This window comes from Fimbriimonadales bacterium, from assembly GCA_035559795.1.
GTDB lineage: Bacteria > Armatimonadota > Fimbriimonadia > Fimbriimonadales > ATM1 > DATMAR01.
Map to the genome: position 1 here is coordinate 36,528 of DATMAR010000012.1, position 23,958 is coordinate 60,485.

At 46.3% G+C, this 23,958-nt stretch carries 27 protein-coding genes; 16 read left to right on the forward strand and 11 right to left on the reverse strand.

Translation table 11 applies throughout. From position 1 onward, the window contains the following. Positions 1-12: 12 nt before the first annotated feature. Entirely contained in the window at positions 13-921 is a 909-nt protein-coding gene (pdxS, locus tag VNK96_07185) for a pyridoxal 5'-phosphate synthase lyase subunit PdxS (protein ID HWP31488.1), read from the reverse strand. Positions 922-996: 75 nt separating this feature from the next. Between pdxS and VNK96_07190 the strand changes: the two genes are divergently transcribed. The 7 genes from VNK96_07190 to VNK96_07220 all read left to right on the forward strand — a co-directional run bounded on the left by VNK96_07190 (position 997) and on the right by VNK96_07220 (position 8,581). Continuing rightward, on the forward strand, positions 997-2,025 hold the full coding sequence (locus VNK96_07190; protein HWP31489.1) for an NDP-sugar synthase: 1,029 nt from the start codon (positions 997-999) through the stop codon (positions 2,023-2,025). A 10-nt stretch (positions 2,026-2,035) separates the two neighbouring features. Beyond that, a complete protein-coding gene (locus tag VNK96_07195) occupies positions 2,036-3,154 on the forward strand; it encodes a DegT/DnrJ/EryC1/StrS family aminotransferase (GenBank protein ID HWP31490.1) in 1,119 nt (372 codons plus the stop codon). Between the two features lie 4 nt (positions 3,155-3,158). Then, entirely contained in the window at positions 3,159-3,980 is an 822-nt protein-coding gene (locus VNK96_07200; protein HWP31491.1) for a Cof-type HAD-IIB family hydrolase, read from the forward strand. 96 nt (positions 3,981-4,076) lie between these two features. Then, complete coding sequence (locus VNK96_07205; GenBank protein ID HWP31492.1) at positions 4,077-5,123, forward strand: hypothetical protein; 1,047 nt, start codon at positions 4,077-4,079, stop codon at positions 5,121-5,123. A gap of 91 nt (positions 5,124-5,214) precedes the next feature. Next, positions 5,215-6,381 (forward strand): hypothetical protein, encoded by a 1,167-nt coding sequence (locus VNK96_07210; protein ID HWP31493.1) that lies wholly within the window; start codon positions 5,215-5,217, stop codon positions 6,379-6,381. A gap of 18 nt (positions 6,382-6,399) precedes the next feature. Further along, positions 6,400-7,719 (forward strand): hypothetical protein, encoded by a 1,320-nt coding sequence (locus VNK96_07215; protein HWP31494.1) that lies wholly within the window; start codon positions 6,400-6,402, stop codon positions 7,717-7,719. Positions 7,720-7,744: 25 nt separating this feature from the next. Beyond that, positions 7,745-8,581, forward strand: a complete 837-nt coding sequence (locus tag VNK96_07220; GenBank protein HWP31495.1) for a hypothetical protein — start codon at positions 7,745-7,747, stop codon at positions 8,579-8,581. A 63-nt stretch (positions 8,582-8,644) separates the two neighbouring features. On the opposite strand, the gene VNK96_07225 is transcribed toward VNK96_07220, so the two are convergent. The 3 genes from VNK96_07225 to VNK96_07235 are packed head-to-tail and all read right to left on the reverse strand — an operon-like array spanning position 8,645 to position 11,372. Further along, the gene (locus tag VNK96_07225; protein ID HWP31496.1) at positions 8,645-9,418 is read right to left on the reverse strand and encodes a type III pantothenate kinase; all 774 of its coding nucleotides are present in this window, start codon (positions 9,416-9,418) and stop codon (positions 8,645-8,647) included. Positions 9,419-9,420: 2 nt separating this feature from the next. After that, positions 9,421-10,785 carry a phosphoglucosamine mutase gene (glmM, locus tag VNK96_07230; GenBank protein ID HWP31497.1) on the reverse strand — a complete coding sequence of 455 codons (1,365 nt, stop codon included), beginning with the start codon at positions 10,783-10,785 and terminating at the stop codon, positions 9,421-9,423. Next, on the reverse strand, positions 10,782-11,372 hold the full coding sequence (locus tag VNK96_07235) for a nucleotide exchange factor GrpE (protein HWP31498.1): 591 nt from the start codon (positions 11,370-11,372) through the stop codon (positions 10,782-10,784). Before VNK96_07235 ends, glmM begins: the two co-directional genes overlap by 4 nt. 161 nt (positions 11,373-11,533) lie before the next feature. On the opposite strand from VNK96_07235, the gene VNK96_07240 reads away from it, so the two are divergent. From VNK96_07240 to VNK96_07275, 8 genes are all read left to right on the forward strand, one after another. Beyond that, a complete protein-coding gene (locus VNK96_07240) occupies positions 11,534-12,517 on the forward strand; it encodes a hypothetical protein (GenBank protein ID HWP31499.1) in 984 nt (327 codons plus the stop codon). A gap of 150 nt (positions 12,518-12,667) precedes the next feature. Further along, on the forward strand, positions 12,668-13,138 hold the full coding sequence (locus VNK96_07245) for a hypothetical protein (protein ID HWP31500.1): 471 nt from the start codon (positions 12,668-12,670) through the stop codon (positions 13,136-13,138). Positions 13,139-13,218: 80 nt separating this feature from the next. Next, positions 13,219-13,695, forward strand: coding sequence for a hypothetical protein (locus VNK96_07250; protein HWP31501.1), 477 nt, complete (start codon positions 13,219-13,221; stop codon positions 13,693-13,695). A gap of 174 nt (positions 13,696-13,869) precedes the next feature. Next, complete coding sequence (locus VNK96_07255) at positions 13,870-14,622, forward strand: sulfite exporter TauE/SafE family protein (protein HWP31502.1); 753 nt, start codon at positions 13,870-13,872, stop codon at positions 14,620-14,622. After that, positions 14,619-14,873: a hypothetical protein gene (locus tag VNK96_07260; GenBank protein HWP31503.1), complete on the forward strand. Its 255-nt coding sequence runs from the start codon at positions 14,619-14,621 to the stop codon at positions 14,871-14,873. The genes VNK96_07255 and VNK96_07260 overlap by 4 nt, the downstream gene beginning before the upstream one ends. Then, the gene (gene ispE / locus VNK96_07265) at positions 14,870-15,697 is read left to right on the forward strand and encodes a 4-(cytidine 5'-diphospho)-2-C-methyl-D-erythritol kinase (GenBank protein HWP31504.1); all 828 of its coding nucleotides are present in this window, start codon (positions 14,870-14,872) and stop codon (positions 15,695-15,697) included. The genes VNK96_07260 and ispE overlap by 4 nt, the downstream gene beginning before the upstream one ends. Beyond that, entirely contained in the window at positions 15,685-16,446 is a 762-nt protein-coding gene (locus tag VNK96_07270) for a nucleotidyltransferase family protein (GenBank protein ID HWP31505.1), read from the forward strand. Before ispE ends, VNK96_07270 begins: the two co-directional genes overlap by 13 nt. A 180-nt stretch (positions 16,447-16,626) precedes the next feature. Next, positions 16,627-16,926 (forward strand): hypothetical protein, encoded by a 300-nt coding sequence (locus VNK96_07275; protein HWP31506.1) that lies wholly within the window; start codon positions 16,627-16,629, stop codon positions 16,924-16,926. Between the two features lie 29 nt (positions 16,927-16,955). Here VNK96_07275 and VNK96_07280 read toward each other — a convergent pair whose 3' ends face one another. The 7 genes from VNK96_07280 to VNK96_07310 form a co-directional block, all read right to left on the reverse strand. Continuing rightward, positions 16,956-17,192: a hypothetical protein gene (locus tag VNK96_07280; GenBank protein HWP31507.1), complete on the reverse strand. Its 237-nt coding sequence runs from the start codon at positions 17,190-17,192 to the stop codon at positions 16,956-16,958. Further along, on the reverse strand, positions 17,185-17,376 hold the full coding sequence (locus tag VNK96_07285; protein HWP31508.1) for a hypothetical protein: 192 nt from the start codon (positions 17,374-17,376) through the stop codon (positions 17,185-17,187). Before VNK96_07285 ends, VNK96_07280 begins: the two co-directional genes overlap by 8 nt. A 131-nt stretch (positions 17,377-17,507) precedes the next feature. Beyond that, the gene (locus tag VNK96_07290; GenBank protein ID HWP31509.1) at positions 17,508-18,248 is read right to left on the reverse strand and encodes a cytochrome c biogenesis protein; all 741 of its coding nucleotides are present in this window, start codon (positions 18,246-18,248) and stop codon (positions 17,508-17,510) included. Then, complete coding sequence (locus VNK96_07295) at positions 18,236-18,913, reverse strand: heme exporter protein CcmB (GenBank protein HWP31510.1); 678 nt, start codon at positions 18,911-18,913, stop codon at positions 18,236-18,238. Before VNK96_07295 ends, VNK96_07290 begins: the two co-directional genes overlap by 13 nt. Beyond that, on the reverse strand, positions 18,885-19,490 hold the full coding sequence (locus VNK96_07300) for an ABC transporter ATP-binding protein (protein ID HWP31511.1): 606 nt from the start codon (positions 19,488-19,490) through the stop codon (positions 18,885-18,887). Before VNK96_07300 ends, VNK96_07295 begins: the two co-directional genes overlap by 29 nt. 4 nt (positions 19,491-19,494) lie before the next feature. Then, a complete protein-coding gene (locus tag VNK96_07305) occupies positions 19,495-21,057 on the reverse strand; it encodes a hypothetical protein (protein ID HWP31512.1) in 1,563 nt (520 codons plus the stop codon). Between the two features lie 20 nt (positions 21,058-21,077). After that, a complete protein-coding gene (locus VNK96_07310; GenBank protein ID HWP31513.1) occupies positions 21,078-22,340 on the reverse strand; it encodes an adenosylhomocysteinase in 1,263 nt (420 codons plus the stop codon). Between the two features lie 70 nt (positions 22,341-22,410). Between VNK96_07310 and VNK96_07315 the strand changes: the two genes are divergently transcribed. Next, a complete protein-coding gene (locus VNK96_07315) occupies positions 22,411-23,940 on the forward strand; it encodes an O-antigen ligase family protein (GenBank protein ID HWP31514.1) in 1,530 nt (509 codons plus the stop codon). Positions 23,941-23,958 lie beyond the last annotated feature (18 nt).

The window sequence follows — 23,958 nt, forward strand, 5'->3', positions numbered from 1 at the left end:
AGGGAATGCGAATTACCAACCCCTTCCAGCGAGGAGTTCCTCTTCACGAAGTTCGTGAACCGCGCGCCCGATCATAGGCTCTCCTAAATCTTCGGATACTTTTGCAATAAGCGCTGCGTCTTCGTAATGCGCTACTGCTTGTACGATTGCTTCTGCACGACGCTCGGGCTCTCCGCTTTTGAAAATTCCTGAACCGACGAACACCGCTTCAGCTCCCAAGCGCATAACCAATGCTGCGTCCGCAGGTGTTGCAATGCCACCGGCAGAAAAATTCGGAACAGGCAAACGCTTTATGCGGTGTACTTCGAGTACGAGTTCGTAAGGAGCGGATAATTCTTTCGCGACGCTCATCAATTCGTCTTCGCGTTTCGAGGCGATAATGCGGATTTCGTTCATGATGGAACGCATATGACGCACTGCCTCGATGACATCACCCGTTCCTGCTTCCCCCTTTGTGCGAATCATAGCAGCGCCCTCGCCTATCCTTCGCAAAGCCTCGCCTAAGTTTCTCGCCCCGCATACGAAAGGAACCTTGAAGCGATGTTTTTCGATATGATGCTCTCCATCGGCAGGGGAAAGCACCTCGCTTTCGTCAATGTAGTCCACCCCCAATGCTTCCAAAATTTCCGCTTCTACGAAATGCCCGATTCTGCACTTCGCCATTACAGGAATTGTCACGGCGTCTTGAATCGCTTTGATAATTTTCGGATCGCTCATCCGCGCAACCCCTCCATAGGCGCGGATATCTGCAGGAACTCGTTCCAATGCCATTACAGCCACCGCACCGGCGCGCTCCGCGATTTTCGCCTGCTCTTGAGAGGTGACATCCATAATCACCCCACCCTTGAGCATCTCGGCCAAGCCGACTTTTACACGCCAAGTGGCTATTTCTTTCGTTGTTTCGCCATCTTTTTGGGACATTTGTTTTTCAATTTTACCTTAGTGATTCTCTATACCCACACTTTATTTATCCTTTCGGTATCCTTCTATTAGGCTATGCGTGGAATCGTAATTGCAGGTGGTCTCGGAACACGTTTACGACCGCTTACACTCTCTCGTCCAAAGCCGCTCATGCCGCTCGTGAATACACCTTTATTGGAATATCAATTAACCTATCTCAAAGAAGCAGGGATAAAAGAGGTGTGCTTCGCGACCAACTATATGGCAGATGCCATCGAAAAATATTTCGGTGACGGTTCCTCTTTAGGAATAAAATTGGTTTACGCTTTGGAAAAAGAACCGTTGGATACAGGGGGTGCAATTCGAAACGCTTACGACGTTTTTCCAGGTGACGACTGCGTGATTTTCAACGGAGATACGATTCATGCGTTCGATATATCGGCAATTATTCGAAGCCATCGTGAACGAAATGCGGATGTCACTTTGACTTTGAGAGAAGTTAGAAGACCGCATCCCTATGGCGTAATCAAAATCAATGAAGAAGAACGTGTCTTGGGATTCTATGAACCGACGGAAGAACAAAAAAGGATGCTTTCGAACACTGGCGAAGGCTCGGACTACATCAATGCAGGGCTTTATGTCATCAATGCGGATATTTTAGAAATGTTTCCATCCGGCAGATGCAACGTCGAAAGAGAAGTGTTTCCGAAACTCATTTCAGAAGGTAAGCGAATTTATGGAAACATTCAAAATGCGTACTGGATTGACATCGGTCGCCCTTCGCAATATATGGAGGCTGTTCGGGCTGTATTGAACGGTTCTGTAAAAAGCCCTAAGCCTTTTCGGAAATACAATAGCGCGGCTATAGACGATGATGTGGAATTACATCCGGAAGCAAAAATCTCTGGTTTTTCTTCGATTGGAAAAGGAGTCAAAATAGAAAAAGGTGCTGAGATAATTGACTCTATTATTCTCGAAGAAACCAATATCGGAGAAGGTGCGAAGGTGCGGAATTCGATAATCGGAGAGCGCTCGTGCATAGGAGCCTTCAGCAGGATTGAAAATTCTGTATTAGGAGCTCAAACTGTAGTTCCAGAATACAGCATAATCGGAGAAGTCCCGTAATAATTCTTAAATGGAAGTTTCGTTCGTAGATTTAGTCGCTCAATACGAGGAATTAAAAGAAGAAATTGATTCCGCAGTCTTAGCGGTTTTAAGAAGCGGCAAATACTCATCGGGTGAGCAAGTTTCACTCTTGGAAGAGGAATTAGCCGCTTCTTGCGGATTGAAATATGGAATTGCAGTCAATAGCGGTACGGATGCTTTGAAGATTTCCTTACAGGCTTTGGGAATCAAAGAGGGAGATGAGGTAATCACCACACCGTTCAGTTTCGGTGCAACGATAGAAGCGATATTGCAAAACGGCGCGAGGCCTGTTTTCGTGGATATCGAGCCGAAAACGTTCAACATAGCGGTTGAAAACCTCGAATCTGCGATTACGAAGAGTAGCAAGGCGATTCTGCCCGTACATTTATTCGGTCAAATTGCCGAGATGGAGGAAATAAGAGAAATTGCGAAAAAGTACGACTTAAAAATCGTAGAAGACGCTGCCCAAGCGATTGGGAGTACGAGAAACGGACTTCCGATAGGCTCATGGGGAGATGCGGCAGCGCTGAGTTTTTATCCTACGAAAAATTTAGGAGCAGCCGGGGATGGAGGGATGATTCTAACGAACGACGAAGAATTGACGAAACGCGCAAAAGCGCTGCGAGTTCATGGGATGTACAAACAATACTTTTATGACGAAGTAGGACATACGAGCCGCTTAGATGAAATTCAAGCAGCAATTCTTAGAGTTAAATTCAAAAAATTGGGTCAGTGGAACGAAGCGAGAAGACAACACGCGCTCATTTATGACCGATTTTTCGAAGGCACCGATGTCACCCCCCCTTATGTTTTGCCGGAAACTACATATCATAACTACCATCAGTACACGATTCGGCATCCGAGAAGAGATGCTTTGATGGCATACCTGACGGAGCATGGAGTTCGTTCTGCCATCTATTATCCTTCTCCTTTGCATCTTCAAAAGGCTTACGCGCATTTAGGTTACAAGGAAGGGGATTTTCCGATAGCAGAGAAGACTTGCAAAGAGGTTCTTTCCTTGCCGATTCATCCCCACCTTTCACGAGAGCAAGTGGAGTATGCGGCAGATGTAGTTTGTCATTTCGTTGCTCCAAAAGCGGGAGTTTGAAGCCTTGAGTAAAAACGGATTCGCTCACCCCATTCAACTATTGGCGATTGACCTCGATTTTACGTTACTAGACGGAAACAGAAACATCGTTCCGGAAAATGCCTCAGCAATTCAGCGCTTGAACGAAGCGGGAATCAAAATTGCATTGGCGAGCGGAAGAATCGCTTCCAGCATGCGCCATTTCGCCGACGAAATGGAAATCGAACCTTCCTTGATTTCATGCAATGGCGCGTATCTCGTTGCCTACAATGGACGAGTTTTGCAAGAACATAAAGTAAAGATAGAGTATTCCAACGAAATCCTTTCCTTTTGTCAAAAAACCGGTGTTCACGCACATATTTATGCAGACGACACGATTTTCTTCGCAGAGGAAAACGAAATGCTTTACAAATATATGCGAAGGGTCAAACGCGGCAACGTGAGAGTTTTGGATTGGGATGCGCTCTATGGTATTGAACCGCTCAAAATCATCATGATGATTTCACCAGACGAAGCAAACGATATCCAGCGTGAGCTCGGAACTCGGCTTCCTGCGGATGAAGTCCAGTTCACATTGTCCGAACCAGAGTATTTAGAGGTGTTGAGTGCAAAAACCGACAAAGGGGAAGCATTGTCTTCGTTAGCCTCGGCTTTGGGAATTCCTCAAAATCAAACCGCAGCGATAGGCGATTATTACAACGACCTGCCCATGCTCGAATGGGCTGGTCACTCAGCGGCAGTAGCAAATGCACCTGAGGAGGTCAAAAAGATAGTGGATTTGGTCGTCGGTGCCAACGATGATGGTGGTGTAGCCGCTTATATAGACCTAATCCTGGCGTCCCGTTGACCTAATGATTCAAAATCAGGCACAATAAATGCCTTCTCTGGAACGTCTCTATCTTTCGAACGTCCATAGAGGCGCTCCCCCCACAATGAGGAGGTTATGATGAAGCAAATTATGAACATTCTAAAAACCCTAATCGTATTACTTTTCGCTTCCTTCTTATTTCCTGTCCAAGCACAACTTTCTAGCTCGAAGCGATTTTCTCAGCCCGATTTGACGATTACGAGCCCTCAGAATGGAGACTTCGTGGGTCAAACTGCGAGCATCAAATATCAGGTTTCTGGAGCGGATTCGGAAATCACGACGAAAGCTACCATCACCGAAGATGCTAATCCCTCAAATGAGATCATCTTAGAAGAATCGAAGGTTCCTCCCCCCCAAGGGAACATCACGGGTGAATTGCAATGGAATCCTGGAAAGAACTATCCCGGCGGGCTTTATCACATAAAAGTGGAAGGCTTCATCGGAAAATCCCAAACGGGAGTTCTTTTCGAAACGATTTTGCTCGATGTTACACTCGACCCGCAAGAACCGAAAATCATAGACTTTTCACCAGCAGAAGGCGCATTCGTAAATGGAACGGTCAACTTTAGTTTCAAAACGGATGAACTCGCATCGAATGTAAAAGAATGGAAACTCACCATAGACGGAAGCCTTGCAAAGACTGCTTCTGGTACTTCCGATTTTAACGTTATTTATAACTTCAATCCCGATGTAGACGATGGTCCGAAAACAGTATTAGTATCCGTAAAAGACTTAGCAGACAACGTCACCGAGAAACAATACACAATAACCTTGGACACTGCAGATCCAGGGGTCGAAATAAAATCGCCCAACTCGAACATAAAGGTAAAGCCCGAGTCCATTGTTTATGTCGTTTTGCACATCACCGGTGAATTTATAGACTCGACTACCGGTTCATCTTCGGTTGATGTTACAGGAGTAGATGTAGAACTTCGTGATATGAATAACAACTTTATCAAGAAAGTTCCACGGTTGGAGTTCACCGTAATCGGTGAGGTTATTCAGTGGGTAGGTAGATTTAAAGTAACGGGATTGCCGAATAAGTTCAAAGTAGTAGTGACTGTAGTGGACGTTGCAGGCAATCAAGCCGACCCCCAGGAGGTGATATTGGAGGTAGGCTGATGTGAATTCGCGTTACGAGCTGCTTAAACAGCAATAACGCTATTTTGAAAAACATATCTTGCAAACAATAATCAATAAGGAGGATAAAGGAATGACAATATTCGCATGGAAGCGAGGAATACCTTGCACGTTGGGGTTGCTCGTGGCTTCTTTCTCCTTTGCACAAATGTCGGATACGATGTATTCGTTCGAGATGGGAGGAAGAGCCTATGGAATGGGAGGTTCGATTTATTCGAATTCCGCAGATGCATCTGCATCTTATTGGAACCCCGCTTGTTTAGGACTCGTTCAAACGACGCTCGTGGAAGCGGTGATGCGGAATCGCCCGATCAGCCAAACCCATCTAACAGGAACAATCGAAGATGGACTCGATGGTACTGGTGAACTGGGCTATGGCTTCCAATCTCTCTCTTTTGGGGGGGTGGCATGGCCTTTCCGTGGAGGAACACTCGGCTTGAGCTACGCCGTCGGCGGCTATGTACGACAAAATGGCTTTGGTGAAGACACAACCTCTTCCTCAGCAGGAGGTCCTCTCACTGCCCAAACTCTTTTCCGCTCGATGACGGAGTTTTTCACTGTGGCTTACGGAAGACCGATGGGTCAAAACTCTAACATCGGCGTCGGAGTAGTCGTTGCACGACAAAGCCTTAGCGATAAAGCACATGTGTTTTTCACAGGTGACCCGGATAGCATCGTTCTTTCGGGCGGCTTCGATGATTTGGGAAGCGGTGTTGGTGCAATCGTAGGTTATCAGTTCACTCCCCCTGGAAGACAGAATGTTTCTATTGGGGCGAGTTATCGAAGCGAAATCAACCTCTCGGGCATAGACTCCGGTTCTTCGCATATAGATGTGATTCCCGCTCGTCTGCAGGGTGGGCTTGCTTTTCGCGTAGATGGATTGCGAGGGGGTCGTGATTTTCTCATCGGTGGTGTGGACGTCATGTACATCTTCCCGGGGAACGACGGGAAAGTATTGGAAAACGATGGACAGTTCAGCGCTGGTATCGGACTCGAATACAACTGGACACAATCCTTCGGTTATTTGCCTATTCGTATCGGGTTCCGATTCATTGATAAGAGCATTAAGCGACAGGTCGCCCTTCAGGAAGATCCTTTCATAGCCAGGCAAATTGTTACCTTCGGAATAGGTTATCGCCCAAAGAACGCACCATACAGTTTGGAGTTGAACTTGGCTGCAGGCAACAAGCAAAATACTCCTGACATCGCTTTAGGACTTCAATTCGAAGTGAGAAAATAAAATCAAGAGGAACTTGCTATGATGAAAATAAAGTTTCTTATCTGCATCCTTTCTGTTTTGCTCGTTTCTCAACTCAATGCTCAAGGATGGCGAGACGCGTATGAAAAAGGCTTAGCCGCTGCCAAAAAAGGGGATTGGGCTAACGCGCGCGCTCACTTTTTGGAAGCAAAGAAAAACAGACCTCAAGACAGCGACAAATCGAGTTACATCGGTTCTGGAGTAACGAGCAAAACGCTCTGGAGAGATGGCGCTCTTTATTCTCCTAACTTCGCTGCGGCTTATTGCGCTTTCAAACTCGCAGCACAAGCAGAGGACTTGGCAACCCGAAATCGAAACTTAGACGAAGCCATTGCGGAGTTCAAAGCCCTTCTCGATGCAGGCCAAGTAAGCGTAGAAACGATTGTTTTCCTATCCGCTGCGTACACCGCAAAAAACGATTTGCGAGCAGCATCCGACATACAAGAAAAACTTACTACGCTCGACCCCAAGAAAGCCTTCAAAGTAGATCGAGAAGTTTTAGACGCAAATGACTTACGAATTCTTGCCTCCAGCGTTGACGTGATGCCTCCGGGATCTCGTGAGAATGTAAAACCAGATGAGATTGCCTTCCGACCTGGAGCAATCGGAAAATACGGAATCGTTCCTCCGTTGGATTATAAATTCGCTCTTCTCATAGGAAACGCTAAGAATAGCGGGCAAGTTTATGCGCATAACGATGTAGATCTTTTGAAAACGAATCTTATGAAACATGCAGGATATATGGAAACGAACATCGTTACGCTGAAGGATGCAACGACTCAAGTGATTATGGATGCGGCGAAATCCTTAGCCGAAAAAATGCCGGAGAACGGAACTATCTTTATTTTCTTCAGCGGAGTAGGCGTTTACAATCCGCAAAATCAAACCGATTATCTTGCAGGAGCAGAGGTAACCGACCTAACCGCTTTCGACCAAATGCTTCCGAAAGCGGCTTTGTTCGAAGTTTTTATGAAAAAAGGTGCAACGATTTTCATCTTCTATCAAGTCGATAGACCCAAAACATCAGAGGGATATTATTTCGGTCTCGAAGTTCCTATGTTAGGGAAAATCGCGCAATGTTTCGGATGCGCTCCGGGTGAAGTTGTGAACGCAATATCCTTCGAAAACAAAATACAAGGGGTTTACGGACTCGCAATTTCTAAAGCGCTCGAAGATATGCATACGAACCGCATCCCGATCGTGGATTTCGCATGGAAAGTTTTCGAAAAAACGAGAGAAGGTTCGGCAGAACGCGGTGGGGGGGGACAAACGCCCACACTACCGGTGCTTACGAACTTAGGCGGATCTGCTAAATTCTAAAAAGAAAAAGGGGTAAACGTATGGGATGTCTCTCGAAGAGATAGAGACTTTCGAAAAACGATTGTTCCGCGCCTTAGCGGGACTCCCTGCAGAAAAATATGCTCAGGAAGTCTTGATTCCGTCTTTGGGCGCAGTTTTGGGTTTATCCCATCCGACCCTCGAGGAAATAAAGGAATCTCTGAAAGAAGCTTTGGCGAGTTTCAAGGCGGTATTGGCGTATTACGGTATTTTTCGGAGAGGCACAGAGCGTGAAATGCTCTCGAAGATGATGCTTACGGCAATAGAAAGAACATTGGATGATAGCCCTATAGAAGAGTTTTTCCGTTCGAAGGATTCAGAAGCCTTGTGGATTAGTTTTTTAGAGGTGTGCGAAGAAACCCATAAAAAACCTATGGAACAAATGAACAGACCTTTCATCGAGGGAGTATGCAAATTATGTTTCGAATTATTCGAAATAACTCGTCATGGAAGCATCTTCTTATGGATTTACGATGAGGTATGCGCGGCTCATCGAGTGGAACATGTTTTCAATCGTCTCGTCGATATTCGTACTTTCGGACCTAAAACCGCAAGCCATATTTTGCGTGACGCAGTATTTCTTTATGATTTAGAGAAGCATATCGTATTGAAAGACAGATTGTATTTGCTTCCGATTAATAATGCAATTCGCGTTATAGGGGAAATGGTTTTACCGGAAGCAACGACTCACTTAGCGGATTGGATTCTTGCAGGAAAAATTTCGCGCGCGATACGCAATGCCGGTGTAAGCATTGTGAGGGTAAGTATGGGAGCGACTTACGTGGCTATACGCGCATCTGAAACTTCAGAGAGTATCGAGAAGGCGTTGAGAAAGATTGCATAGATGCTTTTCCCTCGCTTCTGACTACGAAGTGAGAACGCAATAACTTTCATTTTTAAGTCTTTATCACTTTGATTCTTTTCCGATAAAATCCAATGATATTCGTAGCCCTTCCAAAGTAAGCATGGGGTCTATTTCTTCGATTTCTTTGCAATGACTTGCAAATAATTTAGCAATACCACCGGTTGCAATCACTTTAGCCTTTCCCCCGAGTTCTGCTTTGAAATCTCGTATCAAAGTATCTATCGCCCCTGCATAACCTATCACCAAGCCCGATTGCAGGCTCATGACAGTGCTTTCGCCAATCGCTTTCCCTGGATGACGCAGTTCGACTCGCGGGAGTTTTGCTGTCTTCGAAAACAATGCCTCCATAGAAAGTTCGATGCCCGGAAAGATACTTCCACCGAGATACTCGCCATTTGGTCCGATTGCATCGAAGGTCGTTGCCGTTCCGAAATCAACGACAATCGCAGGAAGCGGATATTTCGCCTTTGCAGCGATTGCATTCGCTAAACGGTCTGCACCGACAGCGTCGCGAGGCTCGTAGCGAATCTCCATATTCGGAAGAATCTCGGAAGATAAAAAAACGATCTTCGAACTTAAATATTTTTCTGCAAATTGTTCCAAAACGATATTGAGCGGAGGAACGACGCTTGCGCAAATTACGGTCGATGGTTTGATAGGGATGTTCGCTTCCTTGCACAGTGTAAGGTAAATCGCTCCGAGCGAATCTTCTGTCATTTCTAATTTTGTCGGCAAACGCCAAAAGGAAAGCCATTTCGTTCCATCATGATGGCCTATCACGATATTCGTATTGCCGACGTCGATTGCTAAAAGCAAAATTATTCTCCTAAAGAATTCGTAAGGTCTGTCGAACTCGCAACGCACCCTTTGCATTCGCTTATAAGCGCGTCTACGATTTGCTTTGTAATCGAATCGCGAAGGTTGATGTCTTTGGCTTCCACCATAACGCGGATTACGGGTTGTGTGCCGCTTGCTCTCAGAACGATTCTTCCACAAGACGACAACTCTTCTTTCGCATTCTCAACTATCCGAACAATTCTTGGTTTCGACTCCCAATTTCGGTCTTCTACTCGAACGTTGACTAGAATTTGAGGCATGTTATCATAAAGCGGTGGAAGTTTCGATGCCGGGAGTTTCGTCTCTTGGAGTATCGAAATCATTTGAAGGGCAGTGAAGAATCCATCTCCTGTCGGGACAAAATCCCCGAAGATGATGTGTCCACTCTGTTCGCCCCCAATTTTGGCTTGAAGTTCCTCCATTTTTTGCGAAACGTTGCGGTCTCCGACCGGTGTTCGGATGAATTGGATGTTGTAACTTTTTAGAGCGTTTTCGAAAGCGGTATTGCTCATGACTGTTCCGACTACTATAGGTGGTTCGAGGCGATTTTTGTTTTTTTGATGAACCGCCCAAATTCCCATAAATCGGTCGCCATTGATAAGATTTCCTCGTTCATCGCAGAAAATACATCGGTCTGCATCGCCATCGAAAGCGATGCCGATATCTGCTCCTTCTTCGACAGTCAATCTTCGAATAGTTTCCGGAGAAGTTGCTCCACAATTCACATTTATGTTTTCACCATCAGGTTCGCAACCGTAGAAGCGAACGTCCATATCCGATTTCGAGAACAATTCTTGCACCAAATATGACGCACCTCCGTTTGCGGCATCAACTACGATTTTAAGACTTTTAGAGTCATTCTTCAAAAAACCTCGAAGCCATTCGAGATAGTCTTTCAGCAAAGATTCTTTACGTTCGATAACTCCGATATTTTCAGTAGGGAAGTATTCGACCTCTTCGAAAATATTTTCGACTTCTTTTTCCTGCTTTTCGCTGAGTTTTCTGCCGTTTTTATCGAAAAACTTTATACCGTTATCTCTGGGGGGGTTATGGCTTGCCGAAATGACTGCCGCTAAGTCGAAGTCGTTACTTCGAACGATATACGATGCCGCAGGGGTCGGTGCTATCCCTAATGTCGCAACGTCAATTCCCACAGAACAAAATCCGGAACTCAATGCGGCTGCGAGCATAGAACCACTCTTCCTCGTATCCCTGCAAATGACGATTCCTTTCCCGTTGTGTTTCTGCAGCCATAACCCTGTTGCCCTGCCTAATTTCAAAGCCAGATCTGACGTGAGACTGACGTTAGCGACCCCCCGCACACCATCTGTGCCGAATAGACTCACGGAGTTTGGCCTTTGCTTACTTTTACGCGACTCGGGCGCAAAACCTTCTCACCGATTACGTAGCCCTTTTCGATTTCTTCCACAACAATTCCCGGTTCATGATTTCCCTCGACGCTCGCAACTGCTTCGTGATATCGAGGGTCGAATGGTTGCCCTTTTGCGAGTATGGGTCTAACACCGTGCTCTTCGAGAGCGTCGCGAATTTGCCTCTCTACGATTTTGACGCCTTCGACAATCGCTTCTAACGATGCGCCAAACTCAGCCGCTTGGAGGGTTCTTTCGAGGTTGTCGAGCGCGGGCAGGAGGCGCTTTGCGATGTCTTCTGCAGCCATTTCCCTGAGGAGTTGAGCTTCCCGCACAAGACGCCTATGAACGTTTTGAACATCCGAGTGAGCGCGTTTGAGCATGTTTCTCGTCTCGGTGAGTTCGTTTTCGAGTTGCTGGATGCGAGAAAGAAGGTCATTGACCGGCGGATGTTCCGCAGTGGCCGCGCCTTCTTCGTTTACGTTCCTATTTTCTTCCTCGGACGTTATTTGCTCGTTGAGGTTGTCGTTAGGCTCTTTAGGCTCGGGTTCTTTTTGCTCCATAGGCTGCTCGTAGAGTAAGGTTGAAAAAAATCGTATTTATTCTTTGTGAAAGGAACATAATTTTACCCTAAGGATGTGTCGATAATTTCCTGCTATTCTTATAAAGAATCTTTGGAGTTGATTTGACCTCGATTCGATAAGATGACTAAAATTTATAGCATATGAGCGCAACACCACAAGAAGTGCTTTCATCGCTCGAATCCTTTTTGCAAGAGGAAGAGCAAAGGAACGGAGGCAAAAGACCTGCAGTGGATCCAGGTCCACGCAAGCACTTTATTTGGCCGCACAGACCATTAAGCGCGCAATACAACGTGAAACCTAAGGATTTCACGAAGACGATTCGATTCGAAATTCATGGAGAAGCATTTACCGTTGAAGTCGCCGAAACGGCGTTCGGTGTTTTCGGAAGATGCAATGCGCTAAAAGCAGAGGCAAAGGGAAACGACGTAGAGCAAATGCTCATCAACTTAGAAAGGGAATTAGAGCCTCTTTTCAACAGGCAGTTTGCAATTAGTCGAGTTTTGGGACTTTCACGAAGATACGAAGGTTCGATATCGGAACTTCATCCGACGCAAATCATTCGCTTGCTTTATTGTCCGGATAGAGACGTGGCTCATACGGCGATGACAGAAATTGAAACTCATGCACGAAGCGGACTTTATACACCTGCGCTAATTCGTATTTTGAATGACGATTCACATCCCTATCGTAGAATTGCGCAGTGGTGTGCGCTCGACATTTTCGAAGACTTGCAAAATATATGTCATTCGAAGGAAGAAATAAACGATGCGCTCAATGCGATTCGTAATTTAATGATGACCGCAGAAGATGACTATGCGCGTACGGTTTTCAAAGCGGGAGACGTTTTGGGGGATCACATTGCAAACGAGGAAGCAGGAAAGATTCTCAAAGAAGTTGCTAGCGAAGGAGCTCAACCTTTTGGAAGACGTAGTGCAATCCATGGAATGATTCATCTATGTGAGTGGCTTCCGGGAGAAAAGGAAAGTGTGATTGCGGTATTAGAAAAGGTTGCTCGAACAGATCCGATTCCCGTGCTCAGGCAATATGCTAAAGTGACCATCCAGGATATTTTGAGCGGTGAACCTCATAGCCCAGAACCACGATTGCCTCAAGACGCCGTTTAAAGAGATTATGGTAAATAGTATAAGGGGGGGCGCTTCTCGGGTCGACCTTTTGGTTAGGCACAAAAAGTCCGCTTTTTCACATCGCTAAACAAATACGAGAACACGAAACGAACGTTTGGACGTTTAAAAGAGAATAAGGAGGTATTACCTATGGAAAACCCCCATGTCTTCGATTTAGAGAACCGAATTCGACGACTCGAGAAAGTAATCTTCATCTTGTCGCTCATGTTAATGACCCTCGTAACTTTAACAGTGTATATGGGATGCACGCAGGCGACAGCAAAAAGTCTAAAAGCCTCGAAAATCGAGATCGTCAACGAAAAAGGCGAAACCCGAGGGCTATTCTTCGCCGACAAAGCCGGCGGAGCACTCAGTCTGGACGATAGTAACGCAAAGCCGCGCATCGTGCTCGGGGCGCATCCTGACAATCCAAGGATTGAGCTGTTCGATTCCCAAGGAAAACGCTTGGTGGTGCTGCAAGCCGAGGCAGAAGGAGCGACCTTGAATGTCCACGACGTCAATGGCGAACTGCGGGCTACCTTGGGTCTTTACAGAAACGAGCCTTGGCTCGCCTTCCTCGATGGGAGTGGCAAGGTGATTTACACGATTCCAAGCAAATAACCGAAACCCTAGCCACCTTTGAGGTGTCTTAAGAAGGTAAGTCGGAACCATCCAGGCTTTAGCCGAATAGGAGAAGAACTATGAAACGGATACCTGTTATTTCCTTAGCCTTGGGCGCTTTAATCACCCTGAGTGTGCTGCCTTTTAGAGCCTCAGCGAGTGAAGAAGGGCGCCGGAACACAGCATATGCCCTCGGCGCTGCGACTGTTTACTTCATCGTGAAGAAAAGACCTGTAGAAGCGTTGATTTCTGGGGCAGCAACGGCTTACTCCGTGAAGCGGCTTCAGGACTCCATAAACGCAAGACATCGCAGAGAACGACAACAGGCTGCTCGCCGTGGAACGACATATGTAAGAAGCACTTCCTCATCGCGCGCGACAACGTCAGCCTCAGTAGCGAAGCACTATTACGACAAAGGCGTCTCGCAAGGTTATAAGAAAGGATACGAAGCAGGATATGCTGCGGGTGTGAAACAAGCACGCGCTTCCTCAGTTCAAACGAGTGGCTCTTCGAACATGAACGACACCTACCAGCGCGTTCTTTTGGCTCGCAAGTAAATCCAGAACTTTTTAGTTGAGAATAGAGCGTGAGTTTCACGCTCTATTTTTTTTACGGTTCGAGCGTTTCATAAGACTTGCGACATGTCAAAAGAGGTAATTTAGAGCGTTTGTTAAGTTTTTTATGCACACAACCTATGCATACGACAACGAACGTTCACCTGACGAAATAAGATGGTAGAGGGGATTCTGATTGCGATGGTTGCCGCCGTTGCAGGAGCATTTGGCGCGATTCTCGGAATTGGCGGGGGGATTATATTAGTTCCGATTCTCGTGAGTTTTTTCGCTGTAGACGTAGAGCATGCGCGTTCGGCGAGTCTGGCGTCTGTCGTGGTCACTAGTATGGGTGGTAGTTTGATTTATTTGCGCGAGGGTGTTGGAGATATCGTGAGGGCGAGTTATTTGCAACTTCCTACCGCGATAGGAGCAGTAGGGGGGGCATACTTAGGAGCCAGGTTAGACGATAAAATCATTCGCTTGTTGTTCGGGTTGTTTATTATCCTGGTTTCTATTAGACTTATGTTCGCAAAAGACTCTCAGTCTAATTTTCGTCCGCACAGAGGTCATTGGGCATTGGCAATGCTCGCATGTTTAGGTGCAGGATTAGTGAGCGCAGTGTTGGGTGTAGGAGGTGGCATCGTGTTCGTCCCTGTTATCATATTGCTTCTTGCACAAACCCCTCGCGTTGCTGCTGCGACGAGCACTTTCCTTATCGGCTTGACCGGCGCAGCGAGCGCCCTTATCTATGCGAAAGCCGGGCAAATGGACTACGAGTTGACACTTATTGCCGCGACAGGAATATTTTTCGGAGCGCAGATCGGGGCGAGAATTAGTAAATGGGTATCGGGAAAAATGTTGCGGAAAGCTTTTGCGGTGATACTGCTTATCAATGCGTACCTGCTTATTTCTAAAGTAATACTCCAATGAGTAAGCATAAACATCAACAAATTGGAATGTTCGCTTTCTGGGGCATCGTTGCAGGAATGGTTTGTACTTTTATCCTCGCTTTGATTCCACATTTGCGAATGCAAGCGGTGTATGTTCTTTTGGCAACTCCATTGTTGTCGGCATTTTTAACCGCGCTGGAACTAATTCTAAAAGGCATTTATGGGCCCGGAATAAGTCTTTTGGCAGCCGTTTCGATCATCATATTCGGTTTTTTCGGTGGGAAGTTGTGAAGGGATTACGTATCAAAGCCTATGCGAAAATAAATCTCTTTTTACATGTAGGACCAAAGCGTGAAGACGGTTATCATGAAATTCACACTTTACTGCACCTTATCGAATTGCACGACCTTCTTACGATAAAGATATCCGATTCGACAAAAATTACCTGTACCGATTCCGCTATTCCTCCAGAAGAAAATTTAGTTACACTTGCACTTTCAAAATTTTCGAAGAAAAAAGAAATTTCTCCCGTAGAGATTCATCTTGAAAAAAACATCCCATTGCAATCAGGCCTGGGCGGAGGGAGCAGCGATGCGGCAGCGACTCTGAATGGAATCAACATGCTTACGGGCAATTCCTTGACTGAAGATACGCTGTTTTCCATTGCTCGAAGCATTGGTGCAGATGTGCCATTTTTTCTTGCAAGGACGCCTTGCGCCGAGGCGAGGGGGTTTGGAGAAAAAATCGAGCCTAAACCAGCCCTCGAACGCACACCTATCCTTATAGCAAAACCAAAAGTTGGTATGTCTACAGCAGAAGCTTATACAAAACTCGACTTTGTCAGAAGACTTCCGAGGGTATGCGCAGAGGATTGTAAAGAACCGTCCAACGACTTCGATGCTATTGCATTGCCTCAATCTGTCGAACTCATGGAAAAGTTAAAGGAGTTAGGGGCTTTCGAATCTCATTTATGCGGGAGTGGGTCTGCTGTCTATGGACTGTTCGATTCCGAAGAAATGATGCAAAATGCTTTTCGGAACCTGAGCACGAGAGGGGTTTGGGTTTGGAAAGGCAGCACTCTTTCCACGTTGGAAGAACCGGAATGGATGCTTTGATATTGGCAGGAGGCAAGTGCCCGGAAGACTTAGCGCGGGCGACAAGATGCGTCGTGAAAGCAAATCTGCTTTGGAACGGGCGCAGATTAGTGGACCAAGTAGTAAGCGCCCTGCGTAATTCCGATATAGGGCTCGAAAAGATGGTGTGTGTAGGCGCTCGCGTTCCATCTGCTGAGAACATAGAGGGGGGGGAGAATTTCTTCGAGAGTATGAGCCGTGGATTATCCGCATGCAATGCGAAAAACATCATCGTTACCACCGCTGATTTGCCTTTTATCTCAAAAGAATCTATAGAGGATTTCGTGAGTCGGGCTGAGCCGAATGCCGCAATTAACTGGGCAATCGTGCCGATGAAAGAGTGCAAAGAAAAGTTTCCAGGGATTGCGAGGACGAGCGTTCGATTGAGAGAAGGTCATTTTACGGGGGGGAATATCGCCTTACTTGAACGCGAGTCTTTCGAGAAAATCTTGCCTATTTTACAAAAAGCGTACGAAAATCGAAAAAGTCCGTGGAGATTGGCATGGCAAATCGGGCTCTTCGTACTTTTACAGTTAGCGATCAGTCGCCTCTTCCCAGCCGTTTTGAGCATACGAAGAATCGAAAACGTAGTGAGCAAGAAACTCGGCGTTGCGGCAAAAGTCGTGATTTCCCATTATCCAGAAATTGCTACGGATGTAGATACGTTAGAGCAGTACCAAGCCGCTCTGCGCTGGCGGGAAGCTCTGGAAGTCAGCAGCCGTAGGCTTTAGTCCGGAAGTATCTTCGAGGTGAAAAGTGGCACAAGCGAGCTACAGTCGGGCTTTCAAGAGTATCACCGACAAGCTGGAGAGGCATTTCAAGTACCGAAGGAAACCAGCGTAACTTCCTAAATGCTGAATTTCTTTATGCGGAAATTTATAAGGAAGCCGATGATTATCCATGGATAAGCCATGCAAGAGCAATCCGAGAAAAACGCCGCTCAATCCTCGGAAAATGTTTTCGAGACGATCCGAAACGCCTTACTTGCGATTCCGGAAGTCCAAGAGGCAGAAGTCAAATATCATCAACGTCATAACGGCAATCGAGAAGTCGTGGGCTTTGCGGTAATAAAGCAAGCCTCTTTAACGCCAGAAGCAGTTATGAGCAGGCTTCGAGGGGTACTTCCTTCAAACCAATTGCCGGATAGGATTATTCTTGTTTTACGAAAACCCTCAGGGAAGTCCACGCATGGTTCTACAGCAGCAGCGTGATTTCGGGATAGAAGAATCTCGTTTCGAAATTACTCGATAGCCTCTTCTTCTGGCTCTTCTATTTCCTCTAAGGAAACGATTTCTGCCTCGACTTCCGGATTGATTAACTCTGCTTCTATTTCTTCCTCTTCAGCAAAACCCGCAATGGCTATCGGCGGTTGCACGGCAGTAGTTTGTGGACAGTTGAAACAACGGAACTTGACGTTCACATTTTCTAACCATTTAGGCAATTTGGTGATTTCTTTTCCGCAAACGCATTTAGGCATCTTTTTTCTCCTTATGCATTTCTTCGAGATGTTCGAGGTATTGCTTGTGACTTATCCAGCCATTGATTAAAAACAATATTGCAGCGCCGAGATATAGCCACGGGAGTGCGGAACTATAGGGTTGACCGGGGTCACGAATGAAATCAGCCCCTCGAATAAGCCCAGCGATACCGATCGCTGCCATTGCAAGGGCAAATAGGAAGTAGGTGTTCAACCACCAGGGTCTAGGTTTAACGCGGTTATGCATTACGGGGGTCGTAATTATATCTAATAGTTTACTTCGATTGTTTGCTTTCTATGCGTTTTCTTCTAATTTCAGTCCTTATCACGTAAACGAACAGCGCCGACCACACGAGAAGTGGCGGCAGAATCAGAGCGAGAGTCAAGTTCATCAGCAGCCTCCCAGGCATAGGATATTTCAGCTTCACGAACGCGCAGTCTATACGCTAACGCGAACGCAAAAAATACAACGATTAAGGTGCTGTAAAAAATAATTCGATATGTAGGGTCGAGACCTCCCCCGACTACCGCCTCGTTTGCGCCGGCATGTCTGCTCTGTGTAGCAAAAGGTGGGATGCGCGGCAAAGCCCATATCAGGAAGGGAACCGTGAGAAACGCAAAAATGGAATATCCCGCCGATACTATAGCGGCGCGTTGCCTTTCTGCGATGGAGGTGCGAAGGGCGAAATATGCTAAGTAAATAAGAAGTTGCAAAAGAATAAGAACCTGACGCGGGTCCCATTCCCAAAATGCTCCCCATTGCATCTTGGCGAATATCATTCCCGTAAGAGTCGCAAGAATAACCAAAAGCGTCCCTATCTCGATTGCTGCAAGACTCCTGATATCGAAGCGTATGTCTTTCGTCATTAAATAGCGCCCCCCCATAATTGCACCCCAAAGAAAGAACGCGGTGCATAGCATCGCAGGGGGGACGTGAAAGAACATAATTTTAGCCGCCTCCGGTACGGGAAAGTTTTTGGCTGGAGGAGCCCAAATATAGGCAACGGTAACACCGATACCCGCAAGGAAAAGGACAATTTTCGCTATTCTTTCCATGTTGTACTGAAGAGAAACGGACCTATCGCTAAGTAAGCAATCGTCAAACTAAGCATTGCTAAAACAGAGTGCCATCCTCCCGATGCCGGAGCGCCTAAGGCGATACGTGTGGCTGCTATCCCAGGTGCCAACATCCAAAGTAGAGGAGGTATAGAGATTACCCCCATTATCGCATGTCTACCCCGCGCACGGGAGCTCCAAACGCTCGTTAGCGTCATTCCGGAAGCCAAAGCGAGACAACCTACGAACACGGTACAAAGGAAGAGTGTCGCATCAGCGACTTCTACTCTTGTAAAGAGCAAGAAAAAAAGCAAAATAAGAAGCCCTATAGCGCAGGAGATGAACGCGTTATACAAAAGTTTCGCCCAATAAATAATTTCTGGTCGCGCAACCAGCCTCAGCAAGTCCGCAGTTCCGGATTCTTCTTCCGAAATAAAACTGCGCGCTATTGCGGTTACAGAAGAAAAGAGCAAAGAAATCCATAACATTCCTGCGGCGAGAGATGGTCGTAAAGTTTCTTTGACAACGGATAATGCTATTGTGGTTACAATCACTAACGCAAAAAGCGCAATTGTATAGACGCCATGTTTAGAGCGCAAATCCACTAAAGCCTCTTTGTGTAAGAGAGCAATCAGTTCACTTGCCCAAGTTGATTTCCCATTCACCGAATTGTCTATCATAAGGGTCGTTGGTTGCGAGGATTATGCATCCTCTATTTCTTTGATTCGCTATGATATTTTTTAGGATTTCTCTCCCATTTTCGTCGAGGCTTACACTAGGTTCGTCCAAAAGGAGAATTTTCGGTTTCGTTTGTATAGCCATTGCCAAACGGAGTCGCGCTCTCATCCCTGTGCTATATGCAGAAGTAGGCTTTTTGCAATCGAGCGAGAGACCGACATCGTTGAGCAGGACATGAGTATTTCCGGAATTTACATCACATCCACGCAATCGCGCGGTGAGCTGAAGATGCTCTAAACCCGTCAAATTAGCATACAATCGAAGTTCCGGAGACGCAAACCCGATATCTTTTCGAGCGTCTCGTATGTTTTTTTCTATAGAACCTTCGGTGGGGCTTTCTAACCCTGCTAATAATCTCAAAAGGGTGGATTTTCCGCTCCCATTAGGTCCCGTAACGAGCAAGCATTCCCCTTTTTCCAAACAAAATTCTATCCCACGGAAAACCCATTGGGAATTGTATTTTTTTCCCAAACGAGTCGCCTGTAACATCAAAATGTCGTTCAACAATTTAAATATTTTTCGAAGGAATCGTCGTTAGCAAAGGTTCTGCGCCGAAATCGGCAGGATCGTAGTTCTCTGCGCGTATAGTTCGCTCTCGCGCATCCGGCAGATAATACACGCGATAACCTTTGTCAAGTGCCTCTTTTAGTTCCTGCATGGATAATTTATCGATATAGATCACATCCTTTGTTTTTGGAACTATATCCGGATGAAAATAGTAAAGCATCATTCTTTCCAAAAGACCGCTGAGAACAATGCTTTTATCGGGCAAACTGCCGTGTTTTAGAATGGCCTGTTCTACGGTTTTATCTATCGCGATTCGCTTATCGTAATCCATAAGAACGGGTCCGCGCAAAAAATCAATCATGAAAGTTTCGCCTGAGAGTTGTATTTTGCGTATCGCCGCCGAGCGGGTGAGTGGCGTAATTCCTTTTTTCGGAGGTTCGATGTCTACACCGACGAGAAAAGGTGAAATTAATATCCCGAGAGTCAATATTCTCACCAACCAGCGCGAAAAGATTAAAGCGATGAGCAAAAGTAAAAAGGGAAGAGCAGGAATGAGATAACCTTCATCATGAGGAAGGCGAAGATATAAAACCCACACTAAAAAAATCACGAGAAGCCATACGAATATGTCTATTTTTGGAACGGGGTTTGCAACTTCTTTTCGAGAGTCTTCTATTTTTTGCCGGAGAATCCATCGGACGAGAGCAATTACGAGTGTTACGGAAAGAACGATGCTCCCGATGATTCCCCATACGCCTACTGTCGCTTGACCGAGAAGGAAAAGCGGCGAAAAAGGCAGATTCGGATTGACGAACCCACCCAAAAAATCGAGAAAAGTGCGTTTACCGGCACCGAAGGTCTCGTAATAACTCAAAAACTCGAAATTCGGATAGCGAAGCATGACGGGGATGAAGCAAGCGAAACTGGTAACTAATGCAACGGCAATAAACTCGAAACCACGCTGAAAACGCGATTTCTCGCTATGTGCAAACAAAAGGATGAGATAAGGAAGAAGAAAAATGATAGAGGTGAGTCGGGCACCCGTAGCCAAACCGAGCGCGGCCCCACCGTAAAATGAGTTTCCGGACAAAACCGCGTAAAACGAAATCATGAGAAACGCCATAGCCCACATGTAATCCATTCCACTCGCGCTGCTGATATACACGGTGGGGATGAAGGCGAAAGAGAGTGCGACTAAAAAATAATCCCTTAACCCGTATTTTCTTGCACATGCGGAAAAAAACGAAACGCAGATGGCTGAAAATAGCGCCGTTAGAAAGTTTACGGCTACCGGTCCGGATTGCCAAACGAATGCAGTGATGTATTCCTGCAAAGGGAAACCGGGAAGACGCGATGCTTCGTATTGCCCAGTAAGTGCGATATGGCGAGCAGCGCGCGCTAAAGCCCAAGCATCGTTATCCGTTCCGTAACCTACGAAAAGAAAAGGGATGCGTGAGGCGAGAACTATACTTCCTAATAAAATATCAAAGAAAACGGGATGAATCTTCGATTCACGTTGCGAAACATGGATAGATTCCCGAGGAATTGTTTGTGAAGCCTCCATGGTTTCCCCCTCAGAGCGACTTATGTTCCTTCCTGCCAACCGCTTAAATATTGCTTCTGTTCTTCGCTGAGTGTATCTATTCGAATTTTCATACTTTCCAATTTCAAAAGTGCAACTCGCTGATCGATTGGTTCTGGAACAGGATGAACGGACTTTGTCAGTTCCCGAGAATGTTGCGCCAGATATTCCATGCACAAGGCTTGATTCGCAAAACTCATATCCATGACACTCGCCGGATGACCTTCAGCCGCTGCGAGATTGATCAAACGCCCTTCTCCTAAAAGATACAAACGCTTTCCGTCTTTCAAAGAGTATTCATCGACATGTTCGCGAATTCTTCTCTTCGTACCCATCTTTTCTAATGCAGTGATTTTCAGTTCCACATTGAAATGTCCAGCGTTGCAAAGTATCGCACCGTCTTTCATCTTTTCGAAATGTCTTTCCGAAATCACGTCTTTGCAACCGGTCGCTGTGATGAAAATATCCCCCAACGATGCCGCATCGTCCATGGGCATGACGTCGAAACCATCCATAACCGCTTCCAATGCTTGAATGGAATCTACTTCCGTAACGATAACCCTTGCGCCCATTCCTCTTGCGCGCATCGCAATGCCTTTTCCACACCATCCGTATCCAGCAACGACGACTCTCCTCCCCGCAAAAAGAATATTCGTAGCGCGTAGAATCCCATCTATAGTGGATTGCCCCGTACCATAACGATTATCGAATAAGTGTTTCGTCTTCGCATCGTTAACTGCAATTATCGGATAGGAGAGAACTCCTTGTTTTGCCATTGCACGCAATCGAATAACGCCGGTCGTCGTCTCTTCCGTGCCACCGAGGATATGTGGAATGAGTTCTTTGCGCTCGCTGTGAATGACGGTTACTGTGTCTGCTCCGTCATCCATGGTGAGGGTCGGCTGAATATCCAGAGCTTGATGAATATGCCGGTAATACATATGATGGTCTTCACCTCGGATGCAGAAGGCGCTTATCCCGTAATGTTCGGTGAGTGCGGCAGCAACGTCGTCTTGGGTGCTGAGAGGGTTGCTGGCACATACAGCCACTTCCGCACCGCCTTCTTTCAGTGCCAAAAGGAGGTTCGCCGTTTCGGTTGTCACGTGGAGGCAAGCGGTTATTCGCTGACCAAGAAGCGGTTTTTCTCGAGAGAATCGCGCAGATATCCCTCGCAAGACGGGCATTTCCCTGGATGCCCATTCGATTCTTCTGAACCCTTCATCGGCGAGAGAAGCGTCTTTGATATGGTGAGAGACTATTGCCATTCCAGGCGAAGTATACTTCTATCCTTTACTAAGGAGTCTCTGAGCACATATTTGAGCATATAAAAGCGCTATGAGCATTCAACACGCAACAGTAACGATTTCCCGCTTTTTCGAAGAGATCTTTTCAGGACAGTACGGCAGAAAGCGTGCCTTAGGGTTAATTATCGCACTCGCTGGGGTTTGTGGAATTGCGGCAACGCTGCTTTACCTTTTCGAAGCGGACATGCGAATCGTCATAGCCTTTGCTGGCATTTCCGGTTTCACCCTGCTCGTGCTCATGATGGTGAGTTTTCATGAGTGGTTAATCCTTTTGGCGATTTTGGTAGGGCATTCCGTTTTTTATGGCAAACCTCCTGCATTAGGGTTGCGGATATACAACGCTATCGGTCCGGGAGACGTTTTTTGGTTCGTCGCATTTATTTGCGCAATCACGTATTGGTACGGGCAAAAAGATGCACCTCGCTTCCCCCCCTTACTTTTCTGGATTTTTGTTGCGCTGGCATCCTACACGGTCATTTATATCATGATTGCATTTTTCTTCTGGAAGATTCGCGATATTGCGTTAGTACAAGCGGTGGGATGGCTGTATTTTTCCGTTGCATTTCCAACTTATTATTGTTTGACGACGGGAAGAATATGGAAACCGTTTTATCTTCTATTGCTTCTTACGCTCTATGCTGCAGGGACGTTAGCCGCTTTTGCTGAATTGGGAGTATTCGAAGGATTAATCAATAGAACGGGGTTCGGAGGAATAGAAGGGAGAACATGGGGGGATGATGCTGTAAAAACGGAATATCTCGGCATGGGGGTAACCGTAACGCTGATTGCATTTACCGTAATGGCTTTTGCAAGGAAAATAACCTGGAGATATTATGCAACTGGCGCGTTTTTATCTGGCGTACTTTTAGTATTCGTAGACCGAGGAAGAGTTCACTATCTCGGGCTCGTTCTTGCGCTCGTTTTGCTCTGTTTCTTTATTCCGACCGCAGGACGACTTCGTGCTACGTTTTATGCGTTCACAGCGATTTTGGTTACGATTCTAATCATTCAAGCCATAGGGGGAACGATTGCCGATAAATTTAATCGCGCCGTGGCAGTCGCGCAAAAACGAGTCGAACTCTCGACCCCCGAAGCGATAAAGTACGACCCCGGATTGCTCGGACGCGAAAGGCTGTTGCGAGAAGGATATGTCATTTTCAAGGAGAATCCGCTTTTCGGGGGGGGACCAGGAACGATTTTCGGCTATCGTATCGAGTGGACGAATTGGACGACCGTACCTTTACCTTTCGTGGATAATTCGTGGTTATATCCTTTGGCAGTCGTCGGAATTGTAGGATTTTCGGGAATTATGCTGGTTTACTTGTCTTTTATCGGAGCAAATATTTGGGCACTGCAGAAATTGAGAAATCCATTACATAGAGCGCTTGCTGGTATTCCTATGGCATTTTTAGTTGGTTTCTTGCTGCCATCCAGTTTCGTAACTTGGTGGTTGGTAGACCGCTTCCATGTTGCTGCTTATTCCATAGGAGTTGCTGTTGCTTTGGCACTCGTTTATCACGAAAAGAAATACGGTTCGGATATCCCGGTCGTAGAATTTTAAAAAGTCGTAGAAGTTTAA